Source organism: Ruminococcus sp. AF20-12LB (assembly GCF_003478985.1).
Classification (GTDB): domain Bacteria; phylum Bacillota; class Clostridia; order Lachnospirales; family Lachnospiraceae; genus Blautia_A.
This window is the reverse complement of sequence record NZ_QUGH01000016.1, coordinates 48629-62898: the sequence shown is the minus strand read 5'-3', so window position 1 is coordinate 62898 and position 14270 is coordinate 48629. Positions and strand designations below refer to the sequence as shown.

At 43.5% G+C, this 14270-nt stretch carries 14 protein-coding genes; 2 read left to right on the top strand and 12 right to left on the bottom strand.

The window, feature by feature from the left end:
- Positions 1-90 precede the first annotated feature (90 nt).
- Genes DWX61_RS16425 through DWX61_RS16410 form a run of 4 tightly spaced genes read right to left on the bottom strand, consistent with a single transcriptional unit; the run spans position 91 to position 4024 of the window.
- Positions 91-996, bottom strand: a complete 906-nt coding sequence (locus DWX61_RS16425) for a dihydroorotate dehydrogenase (protein ID WP_330674930.1) — start codon at positions 994-996, stop codon at positions 91-93.
- On the bottom strand, positions 993-1787 hold the full coding sequence (locus DWX61_RS16420; RefSeq protein WP_118626387.1) for a dihydroorotate dehydrogenase electron transfer subunit: 795 nt from the start codon (positions 1785-1787) through the stop codon (positions 993-995). Before DWX61_RS16420 ends, DWX61_RS16425 begins: the two co-directional genes overlap by 4 nt.
- 15 nt (positions 1788-1802) lie before the next feature.
- Entirely contained in the window at positions 1803-2729 is a 927-nt protein-coding gene (gene pyrF, locus DWX61_RS16415) for an orotidine-5'-phosphate decarboxylase (protein ID WP_118516102.1), read from the bottom strand.
- Entirely contained in the window at positions 2726-4024 is a 1299-nt protein-coding gene (locus DWX61_RS16410; RefSeq protein ID WP_118626385.1) for a dihydroorotase, read from the bottom strand. Before DWX61_RS16410 ends, pyrF begins: the two co-directional genes overlap by 4 nt.
- Positions 4025-4349: 325 nt before the next feature.
- On the opposite strand from DWX61_RS16410, the gene DWX61_RS16405 reads away from it, so the two are divergent.
- Positions 4350-4550, top strand: a complete 201-nt coding sequence (locus DWX61_RS16405; protein ID WP_015525894.1) for a cold-shock protein — start codon at positions 4350-4352, stop codon at positions 4548-4550.
- Positions 4551-4694: 144 nt separating this feature from the next.
- Here DWX61_RS16405 and DWX61_RS16400 read toward each other — a convergent pair whose 3' ends face one another.
- Together DWX61_RS16400 and DWX61_RS16395 are read right to left on the bottom strand one after the other, a co-directional pair.
- Complete coding sequence (locus DWX61_RS16400; protein WP_118516104.1) at positions 4695-4949, bottom strand: hypothetical protein; 255 nt, start codon at positions 4947-4949, stop codon at positions 4695-4697.
- A gap of 117 nt (positions 4950-5066) precedes the next feature.
- The gene (locus DWX61_RS16395) at positions 5067-5906 is read right to left on the bottom strand and encodes a DegV family protein (protein ID WP_118626383.1); all 840 of its coding nucleotides are present in this window, start codon (positions 5904-5906) and stop codon (positions 5067-5069) included.
- A 159-nt stretch (positions 5907-6065) separates the two neighbouring features.
- Here DWX61_RS16395 and DWX61_RS16390 point away from each other — a divergent pair, with 159 nt between their 5' ends.
- Positions 6066-6569 (top strand): DUF5721 family protein, encoded by a 504-nt coding sequence (locus DWX61_RS16390; protein WP_118516106.1) that lies wholly within the window; start codon positions 6066-6068, stop codon positions 6567-6569.
- On the opposite strand, the gene DWX61_RS16385 is transcribed toward DWX61_RS16390, so the two are convergent.
- The 6 genes from DWX61_RS16385 to DWX61_RS16360 all read right to left on the bottom strand — a co-directional run bounded on the left by DWX61_RS16385 (position 6570) and on the right by DWX61_RS16360 (position 14267).
- On the bottom strand, positions 6570-6902 hold the full coding sequence (locus DWX61_RS16385) for a sporulation initiation factor Spo0A C-terminal domain-containing protein (RefSeq protein ID WP_118516107.1): 333 nt from the start codon (positions 6900-6902) through the stop codon (positions 6570-6572).
- Between the two features lie 280 nt (positions 6903-7182).
- Positions 7183-9237 carry a molecular chaperone HtpG gene (gene htpG, locus DWX61_RS16380; protein ID WP_118516108.1) on the bottom strand — a complete coding sequence of 685 codons (2055 nt, stop codon included), beginning with the start codon at positions 9235-9237 and terminating at the stop codon, positions 7183-7185.
- Positions 9238-9477: 240 nt separating this feature from the next.
- Positions 9478-12426 carry an LPXTG cell wall anchor domain-containing protein gene (locus tag DWX61_RS19400; RefSeq protein WP_270427748.1) on the bottom strand — a complete coding sequence of 983 codons (2949 nt, stop codon included), beginning with the start codon at positions 12424-12426 and terminating at the stop codon, positions 9478-9480.
- A gap of 120 nt (positions 12427-12546) precedes the next feature.
- Positions 12547-12804 carry a glyoxalase gene (locus tag DWX61_RS16370; protein ID WP_118516109.1) on the bottom strand — a complete coding sequence of 86 codons (258 nt, stop codon included), beginning with the start codon at positions 12802-12804 and terminating at the stop codon, positions 12547-12549.
- Position 12805: 1 nt separating this feature from the next.
- A complete protein-coding gene (locus DWX61_RS16365) occupies positions 12806-13609 on the bottom strand; it encodes an HAD family hydrolase (RefSeq protein ID WP_118626381.1) in 804 nt (267 codons plus the stop codon).
- Positions 13602-14267, bottom strand: a complete 666-nt coding sequence (locus DWX61_RS16360; protein ID WP_118626411.1) for an HAD family hydrolase — start codon at positions 14265-14267, stop codon at positions 13602-13604. Before DWX61_RS16360 ends, DWX61_RS16365 begins: the two co-directional genes overlap by 8 nt.
- Positions 14268-14270 lie beyond the last annotated feature (3 nt).

The following is a 14270-nucleotide window of genomic DNA, read 5'->3' as shown; positions in this document are numbered from 1 at the left end:
ACTCTGCTGCAATTCCAGTGTAAAATCCCTTTATTTATCCTGTTAATTCTAACATATGAACAACAGAATTGCAAATACGGCAATCCTCCGTTATTTCACTACTCCGATCAGCTCATTGATATCTTCCACTTTCTGTTTTTCAAGAAATGCCTGAATACCATCTGCGATCTCCACAGTAGCATAAGGGTTAAAAAAGTTTGCAGTTCCCACAGACACTGCAGTAGCACCTGCCATGATAAATTCCAGAGCATCCTCAGCAGTTGCGATTCCTCCCATACCGATGATAGGAAGGGATACTGCATTTGCCACCTGATATACCATACGGACAGCTACCGGTTTTACTGCAGGGCCGGACATTCCACCGGTTTTATTTGCCAGTGCAAATGTACGTCTGTTGATATCGATCTTCATGCCTGTCAGGGTATTGATAAGAGAAAGAACATCTGCACCGCCAGCTTCTGCTGCTTTCGCCATCTCGGTAATATCGGTTACATTTGGGCTCAGCTTCATGATCACCGGCTGTTTTGCATATTTCTTTACTTCTTTTGTGATCTCTTCGAGAGCTTTCGGATTCTGACCGAAGGCAATTCCGCCTTCCTTGACATTCGGGCAGGAAACATTGATCTCCAGCATATCCACAGATTCGTTTCCAAGACGTTCTACAACCTCACAATAATCCTTTGCAGATTTGCCACAGACATTGACGATGATCTTTGTATCATATTTTTTAAGGAACGGAATATCTCTTTCACAGAAAACATCAATCCCCGGATTCTGAAGACCAATGGCATTGAGCATTCCGGATGCTGTCTCTGTCACTCTCGGTGTAGGATTTCCCGGCCATGGTATATTTGCCACGCCCTTTGTCACAACCGCACCAAGTCTGTTCAGATCCACAAATTCACTGTATTCTGTTCCGGATCCAAATGTTCCGGACGCTGTCATCACCGGATTCTTAAGTTCTACACCGGCAAGATTTACATTCATTCTGCTCATAGCTCTACCTCCGTGCTCAGGAATACAGGTCCGTCTTTACATACTCTCTTGTTATGAACATGAGAATGAGGATCCACATCTTTGGATTTGCACACACAGGCAAGACACGCGCCTACGCCACAGGCCATACGCTCTTCCATGGAGATCCAGCACGGAATTCCCTTTTCAAGCGCATATGCCTTGATGGCACGGAGCATCGGGGCAGGTCCGCAGGCAAAGATCGCATCTGCCTCAAGATCGTTCTCACGGATGGCATCCATAACATTTCCCTTTGTTCCTGCAGAGCCGTCTTCTGTTGCCACATAGACATCTCCGTAAGCTTCAAATTCTTTATTCAAAAACAGCTCATCTCTGTATCCGAGAACCATGATCTTTTCTGCGTCCAGCTGTTTAGCAGTTTCCAGCATTGGCGGAATTCCGATTCCACCACCCATGAGAAACACTTTTTTGCCTTTTACTGCATCCAGTGGAAAGCCATTTCCCAGAGGTCCCATAGTCTCAATGGGGACCCCTGCATGAAGTCTGGAAAATCCCTCCGTACCGGTTCCTTTTCCTGTAACGCGATATACCAGTCTCAGTTTTCCTTCTGCTTTATCGATCTCACAGAGACTGATGGGTCTTGGCAGAAGTTTACCGCCATTACGGCTGTAAAGTGATACAAACTGTCCCGGCACTGCATTTTTTCCGATCTCACCTGCATCCAGCCACATACTGTAAATATCTGTACCAATACATTCCTGGCTGAGTATCTTACAGGGCTTTTTTATTTTTTTATTTTCTGATGTACTCATAAAATGCCTCCTGTATTATCTGTTCTCCAGCGCACCGCTGATATCCGCGATCATATCTTTTACTGCCGCTCTGGAAGCATCTGCGTAATTTTCAGCGCCAAACTCTTTATATTTCTCCTGCTTGTATGCAGCGATGATTCCTCTGGAAGAGTTTACGATAGCACCAAGTCCGTCTTCATTAAAGAAATGGACAAGATCTGCGCCCTTTCCACCCTGAGCACCATATCCGGGAACAAGGATAAATGTCTTCGGCATGATTTTTCTTAACACCTTTCCCATTTCCGGATAGGTCGCACCTACAACAGCACCAACATAACTATATCCATCACCCATAAGCTCATCGCCCCACTGTGCAACCTTCTCACCTACCAGCTCATAGAGCGGGCGGCCGTCGATGACACGATCCTGGAACTCACCACTTGATGGATTGGAAGTTTTGACCAGAACAAAAATACCCTTTTTCTCTTCCTTGCATACGTCCATAAAAGGTTTCACACCATCAGAACCAAGGTATGGATTGACCGTTGCAAAATCCTCATCAAAACCTGCATATTTTTTTGAACCTACCTGAACCTGTCCCAGATGGCCAACTGCATATGCTGCAGATGTGGAACCGATATCACCTCTTTTGATATCACCGATCACAACCAGATCTTTGGATTTACAATACTCAACCGTTTTCTTGTATGCGATCAGTCCCGGGATACCAAACTGCTCATACATGGCGATCTGTGGTTTCACTGCCGGGATCAGATCACAGGTCGCATCCACGATCCCTTTGTTATACTGCCAGATTGCTTCTGCAGCGCCCTCCAGAGTCTCACCAAACTCTGCAAAAGCCTTCTTCTGGATATGCTCCGGAATATAATTCAGCATAGGATCCAGTCCTACAACGATTGGTGCATTTGTTTTGCGGATATTGCTGATCAGTTTGTTAATCATGATTCTTTCTCCTCCTGGTTTTTAAATACAATTTTTCCGTCACAGATGGTATAAAGCACTTTTCCCTTTACTTTCCAGCCATCAAACGGTGTGTTATGTCCTTTGGAAACAAATTTATTTTTATCGATAGCATACTCCTGCTCCGTGTCAACGATGATCACATCTGCCGGATGGCCTTTCTGGAGAGTTCCGCTGTCAAGCCCGAGGATTTTCGCCGGATTCAGGCACATTTTCTCAACCATCTGTTTCAGTGTGATCACATCTTTTTCCACCAACTCTGTATAGGTGAGCGGAAGGCTTGTTTCCAGACCTACGATCCCAAATGGTGCATTCTTCATAGAACCTGTTTTTTCCTGTGTACTATGCGGTGCATGGTCCGTGCTGATCACCTCGATGGTACCGTCTTTCAGGCCCTGTTTCAGTGCTTCCACATCCTTCGGTGTACGGAGCGGCGGATTCATCTTGTAATTCGGGTCATCTGTTTTAATATCATCTGATGAAAGGATAAAATGGTGCGGGCATACTTCAGCTGTAATATTGTCGTATCCTTTTTCTTTTACGATCTTCATCATCTGGGCATCTCCATAAGTGGAACAGTGGCAGAGATGAAGATGGACTCCTGTCTCCAGCGCCAGAATGATATCTCTGGCTGTAATGGTATCTTCCACTGCATTGCAGATTCCGGGAAGCCCCAGTCTTTTGGCGTTCTCATCCTCATTCATGCATCCATCTCCACGCAGATCGATATCTTCACAATGGTCAAAAAACGGTACACCGCATTCTGCTGCGATCCTCATTGCTTCTTTACAAAGCGCTGTATTCATCACAGATTTGCCATCCTCGGACACTGCCGGGATCCCCGCTTTCACCATTCCGGCAATATCTGCAAGTTCAGTACCTTTTTCTCCCATGGTGGCTGCACCTGCCTGAAGTACATGAATACCGGAAACCTGCGCAGCCTTGTTATGTACATAGTTTACCCGGTCCGGATTATCTATAGTGGGAGTTGTGTTTGGCATAGCAACTACAGTTGTCACACCACCACGTGCTGCCGCCGCCGCACCACTCTTGATATCTTCCTTATGTGTCTGGCCCGGATCACGAAAATGGACATGAAGGTCGATGATTCCCGGCATGACCAGCTTTCCTTTCGCATCGATCACACGGTCGCCATCTTTCTTTTTCAGCTTCTGGCCTATTTCCGCAATGATTCCGTCTTCCAGATAAATATCGCCTGTTTTATCCGTATCTGTAGCCGCATCCACGATCCGGCCTCCTCGAATCAGAATCCCCATTTCTGTTCTCCTCTCATCCTGTATTTTCAAAGCAGATTCTTCGATCCGCTTGTATTCTACTATATCATACACGATATTTCTCTATTTATAAAGATTTTTTTTACAAAGCAATTTCGCCCCTTTTTACACCCCGGAATTGTTGGAATTTTCTCCTTGACATTTCAAAACACGGGTTATATAATCAGAGCATGGCAAGATATTTAATGTAAAATCACTAGTTTTTAGAGATTATATTTACATGAATATAGTCTGTGAAATCTGGTGATTTTTTATTATCATCAGAAGGCTATTTTAATTTTTTTTATTTTTATGGAGGTAACACAAAATGAACAAGGGAACTGTAAAATGGTTCAACGCAGAAAAAGGTTATGGTTTTATCACAGGTGAGGACGGACAGGATGTATTCGTACACTTCTCCGCTATCAACGGTGAAGGCTTCAAATCTCTTGAAGAAGGACAGGCTGTATCCTACGACTTAACAGAGGGCGCTCGCGGAATGCAGGCTGCTAACGTTACAAAGTTATAATTCTATAACCATAAAAAACGTATAAGTCAAGACGGGGCTGCTTTATGGCAGACCCGTTTTTTATTGTATTATGTTTATCCTGTATATAAAAATCCCCGGGATGCTTCAACCCATCCCGGGAACCCATCACTTCATATGTGTTTTCTATTCCGCACTGTCTGAAGATAATCCGGAAATATAATCTGTCAATGCAGAAGTATCCATCACAGTATCTACCTTCACACTGGCTTCCTTCGCCTGGATCTTGGCGTATGCGGAATATCCGATCCAGCCCACAAGCAGAACCGCGATGAGGATCCATGCCGCCATCTCAAGTACAAATTCTGCGCGCTCCTTCTTCAGAGCACTGTTTCGCGAGTATTTACTGTTTTTATATTTGTCAACTTTCTTCTGGCTCATTGTCTTTCTCCTTTGCCGCTTCAATACTTCGTTCATTATAGCACACTTGTTTTCAAAAGGAAAGCAGCAACTCCCCGAAGAAATGTGATAATTTTCTGAACTGGAGATTTTCTCTGATCAGACTGCTACGATAACGCCACCATCATTGGCATACATACTGCTGACACCGGCAGTATCCATAACTACGATCTTTGCAGGATTCAGTTTCTCACGGATAGCCTCCTCCAGCATCTTCGCTCTTTCCGGACAATTGCAGTGAGTGATGGCAACTGTCTTTTCCGGAATGTTGATTCCCTTCTCTCCAATGTGATCCACCATTTTTACGATTGCTTTATTCATGCCTCTTGCCTGGTCCAGCTGACAGATCGTTCCTTCCGGAGTAGATCCCATAACCGGCTTGATCTTCAGCGCACTGGCCACCAGAGCTTTCACTCTGCTCAAACGTCCGTTCTTGCGCAGAGTTTCCAGATTCTCCAACACAAAAAATGTGCTCATCTCTTCAATATATTTCTCTACTTCACTTACTACTTCTCCAAAAGAAAGTCCCTTTTCTTCACACTCCATGATCTTCATGGCAATCAGACTCTGACCACCGGATGCAGATTTGGAATTAAATACATGAACCTTTTTCTCCGGCTGCTCTTCCAGGAACAGGTTTTTTCCAAGAATTGCACTGTTATAGGAACCGCTCAATTCTGACGAAAGTGTCACCGCATAAATATGTTCCGCATCACACTCATATGCCTTCATATAGCGTTCCGGAGAAGGGCATGCAGACTTGGGGCATTCCGGGCAGGCCGCAACCTTCTTTAAAAAATCTTTCTGATCGAAATTCTCATCATCTATAATATTCTCACCACCCACCGTCAACGTCAGTGGTATGGATTCAATCCTGCCGTCATTTTTCCATTCATCTAAAAGCTCCCCACAGCTATCTATCGCAATCTTATAGCTCAATTATATCGTCCTCTTTTCCATTATATGTAGTATTCAATACCACATTTATCGTATCACATAAACAGATATTTGAAAAGAGTTTTTTAAAAAGTCTGTCCTTTTTTCTTTATCTGAGATATAATGTCTACACGCGATCACATAAAAGAAAGGAAGTGCGGCATGCTTGCATTAAGGATCACTGATATCCGGGATTTCACAAACAAACTTTTTATAGGAGAAGTATTTGACAAATTCTGTCTATCCGAAGCGACTGTGACTACTTTTAATACTTTTACCATTGACGGAAGGCTTCAGAAAGATTTTTTTGATACAGACAGCATGAACAGATTTGCAGAGCACGGCCGGACACATTCTCTCTGGAAGGACATCAGACCTTTCTGCTGGTCTGTGATCCGCGGTAAGCGTACACCCTTAAGCTTCAGGATCGTGCTGCATTTAAGTCGGAGCGGAATTGAAGCCGCAATGAGAAATACAGATTTCGGAATTTCCTCCGAACAGATAGACGGACTATTCTTAAATCTTCAATTTAAAAATAACAGCCTTCTTTGTACTACCGGAATCTCGCTCAAAACATTCTCTATGGATAAACGCCCGGAGCAGTTCTGGGATGATATGATCCTGAGCTTTCTGTCCAGGAATCAGATTCTTTTTGAAAGGCTGTAGTCAATTCTCTTCTTCTATTTCCCTCAGGTAATACGCAAGCATATCAATAAATTCACTGTTGGTAGGCTTGTATTCCAGAGGATATCCTGCAATCTCATCCAGCAGTTTTTTATTTCCTTCCCAACACACATTTACCATCGTTCTGATATCATGCTCAATATTGGTAGGTGTTGATCTGTACTTCCGTGCCAGGCATGGATAAATGTCCTTTGTGATCCGCAATGGTTTATACTGATCCCCCATAGAAATCTTTATCGCTTCCGCAACGAAAAAATATCCTTTGTATTTCGAATTTGCGCCAAGTCTTCTGATCAATTCATACACCTTTTTCATACATTTGTTCCTCCATTTCATTCTTTTCTCTTTTCAAAAGCACTCCCTTATATATAATACGACACTTATCTATATTTTTCGCTTTCTTCTGAAAATTTATTTTATACATATTAGATACTAATTTGAATTTTTAGTCATATTTTACAGGTTATTTTTATTTAATATCTATTATTTTATTAAAATTTCCTCGAATTGTGTTAAAGATACACATGTTGTTATAAAAAAAACAAAGACTTCGCCCCATTACGGGCGAAGCCTTTCGATCGTTTTGTATGTCGTTTTATTTTGTAAGAACCATAAGGATATCGTTGCTTCTCTTTACAAATTTTGTCATTTCCTCCGGAGAAAGCTGTTTATGACTCATCATTGCAAGATCATAAAGCTGTTCACAGATCACCGGAACATACTCTGATCCCTGATTTTCTGCTATAAATCTTACAAGAGGATGATTTGCGTTCAGTACAAGTACTTCCTGACCACCGAACATATTCGGATCCATTCCGTACATATTGTACATTTTCATCATATCCTGCATACGGCGGCTCTCCTCAGGAAGAGTGATCATCGCTGCAGTTCCCTCATTTTTCAGCTTCTCTACTTTTACTTCAAGTTTATCCTTGCCAAGATTCTTACGGAACACCTCAGTAAGTGTCTTGACTGTTGTTTCATCCGCTTCTCCGTCTTCACGAAGCTCTTCTGTCAGATCTGCATCAATTCTCTTGAACTGGATCGTCTGATCCTGCTGTTCAAGATGGGAAATAAACTGTGAATCGATCACATGCTTCAGCAGTACAGCATCTTTACCCGCTTCACGGAACATATTAATGTACTGGCTCTGCTGTACCTCATCGGTCACATAATAGATCACCGTTTTTTCCGGTTCCTCATTCTGGGATCCTTCAGAAGCTTTCTCCTCTGTCTTCTCCTCTTCAGCTGCTTTTGTTTCTTCTTTTTTATTTTCCTCAATGCAGTCTTTCAGGGTAAGATATTTGCCATCCAGATTCTTAAAGAGGATATAATCGTTCATCTTCTCACCAAATTTCGCATCCTTGATGCATCCAAATTTGATAAACGGGCTGATATCATCCCAGTACTTCTCATAAGACTCTCTGTCTGTCTTGCACATTCCGGTGAGCTTATCTGCTACTTTCTTGGTGATATATTCAGAAATCTTTTTCACAAAACCATCATTCTGCAGTGCAGAACGGGAAACATTCAGTGGAAGATCCGGGCAGTCGATCACACCTTTCAGAAGAAGAAGGAATTCCGGGATCACCTCTTTGATGTTATCTGCAATAAATACCTGATTATTATAAAGCTTGATGGTTCCCTCAATGGAATCATACTCTGTCCTGATCTTCGGGAAATACAGGATACCCTTCAGATTGAACGGATAGTCCATATTCAGATGGATCCAGAACAGCGGCTCCTTGTAATCCATAAATACCTTACGGTAAAATTCTTTATACTCTTCATCCGTGCACTCATTTGGGTGTTTCATCCAGAGCGGCTGTGTATCGCTTAAGGATACCGGCCGTTTATTGATCTTTACTTTATCTTTGGCAGGAGAAACTTCCACAACTTCTTTCTCACCTTTATCATTCTCCTTTTCCTCTGTCTTGGCATCCTCATGGATATGCTCAACTACCACATCATCTTCACGGAGATCAGTCTCATCGATGGTTTCATACTCCTGTTCAGCATTTGCTTTGGAAAGATAGATATTTACCGGCATGAAAGAACAGTATTTCTCAATAACCTCTCTCATACGATATTCATTGGCAAACTCCAGGCTTTCCTCATTGAGGAAAAGAGTGATCTCTGTTCCCGGTTCTGTTTTGTTTCCGTCTGCCATCTCATACTCCGTACCACCGTCACAGGTCCAATGTACCGGTGTGGAACCCTCCTTGTAAGAGAGAGTATCGATATGAACTTCATCTGCCACCATAAATGCAGAATAAAATCCAAGTCCGAAATGACCGATCATCTGATCATCCGTTGTTTTATCCTTATATTTCTCAAGAAACTCTGTGGCACCGGAAAAAGCGATCTGTGTGATATATTCCTCTACTTCATCTGCTGTCATACCAATACCGTTATCGATAAACTTCAAAGTTTTCTGATCCGGATCAACGATAACATTTACAGCCGGTTTGTAACCTTCCGGGAATGTATAATCTCCCATAACTTCCAGCTTTCTCAGTTTGGTGATTGCATCGCATCCGTTGGAGATCATCTCTCTTACAAAAATATCATGGTCGGAATATAACCATTTCTTGATAATCGGAAAAATATTTTCACTGTTGATTGATAAACTGCCATGTTTTGCTGACATATATGTCACTCTCCTTTTGTTTTTATTTTTATTTCTGATGTTCCGACAGAGCCGGAAACCTGTTGTTTTTTTCAATAAATATATACTAATACGACTTTTTACAAAAGTCAAGAAAAATTTAGCACTCATCATTGCAGAGTGCTAGCAGCAACATACAAAACGGATCTCTATGTGCAAAAAAATCCCTCCGTACATTTTTTTTACGGAGGGTGCTGTAAAACTATCTTCTACATTCTGTTCTTATTTTTTCTTTCTACGATATACAAGGATTCCTCCAATACATACCACAGCCACGATCAAAATGATCACAAATGTCATGATCGGTGTACTGTCTCCCGTCTGCACTGCAGATTTCTGATTTGTCTGTGTCACTGCCGGACTCGGAGTCGCAGTAAGAACTGCTGCCTGTGATACCGTAAAAGTAACCGCACTTTCTGACTGTGTACCGGTATCCTTCCAGCTGGAGCCGTCATATTTCTGCTGTCCAAAGGTAACTTTCAGAGTATATTTTCCCGGCTTGCTGACACGGAATGTTGCAGTATAAGGCTCTCCATCCCAGGTACGGGTCTCTGTGATCTTCCAGCTCTTCGGCTGATATCTGGTATCTCCCTTACGCGGGTTTGTATTATCCATCCCTGCACCAGCTGCTGTAAAGGTGATCTTTGTATTGGTATCATACTTGCCATTGGAATCAATTCCTGTGATCTTATTATCCGATGCAGCGGCTTCCTTGCCCTGATATCCGTTTACTGTAATACTTACTGCGATCACTGTACTGATCTTGTTGGGATTCTTAACCCCCTCCGGAAGAATGACAGTACCTTTTACATTAAATATCTGACGTTCTGCAGAAGACGGATCATAGGAAGATCCCTTAACATCCCATTTAACAGATGCCTTCTGCTCTCCCTTTGTTGTAGTGATCTTTACTGTTCCCGGAAGCTTCAGGGCTTTCTGGGTTTTCTGGGTTCCATTAGGAAGATCTTTGATATCGGATGGTTTTTTGATGCCTGTAAGGTTATTCGCTTTCTCACCGTTATCTGCTTTTTTCTTTGTAACGCTGAAATGGACATTTACATAAGCATCCACATTTGCATCATTGGCGATCACAATGTCTTCCAGATATTCCCCCTGTGAAAGTCCGCTGACCGGCTGTACGCTAAAGGTTGCATTATCTCCTGCTTCCAGCTCTGTGGCAGAAAGTGTACCAATTGTATATGCATTTGATGATGGCTGTTTCAGAACGATCTTTGTATTTCCGGTGTTGGTAACTGTAACTGTCTGCTCATCAGGAAGTTCCTTATAGCCTTCTTCTTTGGTTCCAAACTCCAGACTGTCTGTTACCGAAAGACCTGGCTCTGGCTCTGGATCCGGATCCGGTTCCGGTTCCGAAACTGTAAATTCAAGTCGGACTTCGCCCAGTGCGTTTCCGGTGTTCTGATCTGTCACAGAAATCAAACCGCTGTGATCTCCGGCCTGAAGACCTGTTTTGGGCTGTACGGTAAAGGTTGCCGCCTCATCTCCAGGATTGAGCACTTCCGCAGAAGGCTCTCCCACCACATAATCTTCCGGAACAGAAAGCTGGATTCGGATAGCCTCTGTGCCTGTATTCTTTACAGTTACAGGCTGTGCATCCGGTGCGGTCTCATAGCCCTGTTCCAGTGTTCCAAAAGACAGAGGACCTTCCGGTTTCACTGTTGCAGTAACTGTTTTTGGTGTTTCTGTCTTTACCATAACCGAAGCCGTCACTGTAGCAGATGCTTCAGTGCTTTCATCAGAAGCAAATACAAGTTCTTCCACGTATGGATCATCTTTTGCAGAGAGTCCAAGTTTAGGCTGTACGGTAAAGGTCTGCTCTCCTCCCTGCGCCAACTGGATATTTCCGCTGCTCTCCACTTCACTGACCGGCGCAATATCAAAAAACTCCGACTCAGGCTGTACTAACGTCACAGCTTCTGTACCTTCGTTTTTGATCGTGACTGTACTTGTTGTTTCTACCTTTTCATAACCGGCAGTCAGATCATCAAAAGGCAGTTCTGTCGGATTCGCAGTTAGCTTGTATATTTTTTCCGTTGCAGGGTCCGATGTTTCCCCGGGATCTGTCTGCTCATTATTTTCATTATCTTCGACTTTTTTATTTTCCGGTTCTTTTACTGTAAAGTCCGCTTCAAAGAAGACATCGGCACCTTCTTCTGTCTGATACGTGATCAGATCTTTGTATTCTCCAGCCTTCAGACCTTCTCGTGGTTTTACCCACACAGTAACACTTTCACCACTCTTTAATGGCGCATCATCAATATCTGCAGCCATGAAATTCTCCGGGGCGATCTCTTTAAAATTAAGATCTCCGGTTCCGGAATTTGTGATAGTAACCATCTGTGCTTCCGGAATTTCCGTATATCCTTCTTCCACGGAACCAAAATCCAGAATTCCACTTCCATCTTCCGTGTATGCAGATGCCGAATATGTCGGTTTCTCATTTTTTTCGGAAGCGTCTGCTGCTGTATCTGCGGAAGCTGGCGTCTCCGTCTGACTGTCTCCGGATGCATCTGTCTCATCGGTATTCTGAGACCCTGACTGTTCTCCGTTTCCGTTTACTTCTACAACAGGATTTTCTGCTGGTTCCTGGGTATCTGCGGATTCCTGCTCATCTGTGGAACCCTGTGTGCCGGTATTTTCCTGTACATCCGCAGACTCTGTTTCTTCTGCCGGCTCTGTGGTTTCCTCAGGCTGAGCACTGTCAGGTTCCTCTGACGTTCCCGCTGCTTTGGCTTCTTCCTTTTTCTTTTCTGCCAATGCTTTGGCTTCCTCTTCTGTTTCGGAAACTTCCTGGGTCGTCACCGTAAGCTCACCACTGACTCCCGTCTCTTCTTTTCCGGTAATCTTCAGAACGATCGGAAGACCCAGATCTTTTTCATCAATTTTATAAGTCTTGTCAGTTCCTACTTCTGTAAGTAGATCTCCGTCCTTTAATGACCAGGAAAAACTCACATTATCATCTGTGATCCCCTCCGGCTTGACCTTTGAGTAATCTGCACTTAAAGTAGACCCGATCGCAAGTGTTCCTTTGACCTTCAGCTTTCCATCAAGAGTTCCCGATGGAGCTGCAGTGGCAAATACCATCGATGGAAGCAGCGTTACCATCATAAGCACAGCCATGATGACTGCCAGCACTCTGCTTTTTTTCATATTCCATCCTCCTTTACATCATTTTATTTTCCCCACATTTACCCTTTCTACGCAGGGCTTTCTTTTTGCTGATGCAAGTTTATCATATTTAATTTTCAGAGGTGTAATCCCTGCTTTCCGTCAGCCTTCTACGATCATATATTTTCCGTCCGGAAGTTTGAACACTTCACTTTCTTCTTCCAGTTCCTTCAGAGAAAGCCCATCCACATCTGCGCCCATTCCATCCAGATATTTTTTTACATCCTTCAGGGAATCCAGCACAACTGCCATGCAATCCTCGAGGAACTCCTCTGCCTCCTCAAAATCCTCTGCTACCGGCTCATCAAAAAGCTGACCCTGTTTTTCCAGAAATGTCTGGACATATTCTTTCTTGTACATATTAAAGTACCTCCTTTATATCTCCGCCCGCCGCGATCAGTCTGCGAAGTACTGGTTCCACCTTCTCTGTTTCGTAGGAAGCAACCGCCTTTACCCCAGGCTTCGCATGCTTCATGGCAAAGCTGTATTTTACAGATTTCATCATTTCAATATCATTGTATTCATCCCCAAACACCATGCATTCATCCGGTCCGATTCCCAGAAGTTCCTGGTATTTACGGATCCCTTTTGCTTTGTTCGTGGTAAATGGAACAAAATCCACCCACGCAAATCCAGATGTCACAACAGTACATCTATCCTTGAACCGTTCCCTCCAATACCGGATGGATTCCTCCGTCATTCCTTCTTTCTCGTAAACCGCAACCTTCATACAAGGCTCTGTGATCTCATCAAAACTCTTTATGATCTTACACTGGTTTTTTACTTCTTCGATCATCAGATGGCGATAATGTTCTGTCTTGGGCATGATATAATAAAAATCCTTTGTAGAACAGGAAAATTCCGCTCCGGGCTTTTCCCATATTGCCTGAATGATCTCACTGACCAGTTCTTTGTCGAAGCTGTCGCAGTACAGAAGCTTCTCATTCTGAACAGCAAGCCCGCCATTTTCACTGATAAATGCCATATCGTCCTTTACCGGCGCAAAAAGATTCCTCATATTGGCATACTGTCTGCCGCTGGCTGCCACAAAGAGGATTCCCATTTTTTTCAGTTCCTTTACCAGCGGAAATATCTCTTCCGGCAGCGTCTGTCTTCCACCGATGAGCAGCGTTCCATCCAGATCACTGGCAACCATCTTAATCATGCTGCTTCTCCTCATAAATAGTAAACAGATCACCAGGTACAGCTGCTACAATATCTGCACCGTTATTTTCAAGCTCTTCTCTGTCGCGGAATCCCCACAACGCACCAACGGTATACATTCCGGAAGCATTTCCTGTCTGCATATCAGTCTTTGTATCTCCGATATACATACATTCTTCCGGCTTTACGCCAAAATCTCCCGCGATTTTCAGTGGTCCATCCGGCGCCGGCTTTCTGCGGATCCCTTCCTGCTGTCCCATCACCTCATCAAACAGATCGCCATAGATCGCCTTTACCACTTTCTGTGCCGCAACATGAGGCTTATTGGAGCATACAGCCATCTTAAGGCCTGCATGTTTCAGCTTCTGAAGAGTTTCCGGCATATCTTTATATGGCACAACTTTATACAGCGGATCTTCATCAAATTTCCTGCGATAAAGTTCCCTGACTTCTTCGTAGTGTACCAGTTCCGGATCTCCTGCATCGATCAGACATCTTCTGATCAGCATATCTGCACCTTCACCGCTGTAATAACGGAAATTATCTGCCGGCTGTGGTTTCAGGGAAAACTTTTCCATGATCTCATTCGCCACATATGCCATGGATTCCAGTGTATTCGCAATTGTTCCATCCAGATCAAATATACAAGCTTTTATCATTTT

What these genes read in the sequence shown, in the direction of transcription:
- DWX61_RS16425 (WP_330674930.1), bottom strand. Translation starts at nt 996, where the DNA reads ATGAGCAGAATGAATGTAAATCTTGCCGGTGTAGAACTTAAGAATCCG.
- DWX61_RS16420 (WP_118626387.1), bottom strand. Translation starts at nt 1,787, where the DNA reads ATGAGTACATCAGAAAATAAAAAAATAAAAAAGCCCTGTAAGATACTC.
- pyrF (WP_118516102.1), bottom strand. Translation starts at nt 2,729, where the DNA reads ATGATTAACAAACTGATCAGCAATATCCGCAAAACAAATGCACCAATC.
- DWX61_RS16410 (WP_118626385.1), bottom strand. Translation starts at nt 4,024, where the DNA reads ATGGGGATTCTGATTCGAGGAGGCCGGATCGTGGATGCGGCTACAGAT.
- DWX61_RS16405 (WP_015525894.1), top strand. Translation starts at nt 4,350, where the DNA reads ATGAACAAGGGAACTGTAAAATGGTTCAACGCAGAAAAAGGTTATGGT.
- DWX61_RS16400 (WP_118516104.1), bottom strand. Translation starts at nt 4,949, where the DNA reads ATGAGCCAGAAGAAAGTTGACAAATATAAAAACAGTAAATACTCGCGA.
- DWX61_RS16390 (WP_118516106.1), top strand. Translation starts at nt 6,066, where the DNA reads ATGCTTGCATTAAGGATCACTGATATCCGGGATTTCACAAACAAACTT.
- DWX61_RS16385 (WP_118516107.1), bottom strand. Translation starts at nt 6,902, where the DNA reads ATGAAAAAGGTGTATGAATTGATCAGAAGACTTGGCGCAAATTCGAAA.
- htpG (WP_118516108.1), bottom strand. Translation starts at nt 9,237, where the DNA reads ATGTCAGCAAAACATGGCAGTTTATCAATCAACAGTGAAAATATTTTT.
- DWX61_RS19400 (WP_270427748.1), bottom strand. Translation starts at nt 12,426, where the DNA reads ATGAAAAAAAGCAGAGTGCTGGCAGTCATCATGGCTGTGCTTATGATG.
- DWX61_RS16370 (WP_118516109.1), bottom strand. Translation starts at nt 12,804, where the DNA reads ATGTACAAGAAAGAATATGTCCAGACATTTCTGGAAAAACAGGGTCAG.
- DWX61_RS16365 (WP_118626381.1), bottom strand. Translation starts at nt 13,609, where the DNA reads ATGATTAAGATGGTTGCCAGTGATCTGGATGGAACGCTGCTCATCGGT.
- DWX61_RS16360 (WP_118626411.1), bottom strand. Translation starts at nt 14,267, where the DNA reads ATGATAAAAGCTTGTATATTTGATCTGGATGGAACAATTGCGAATACA.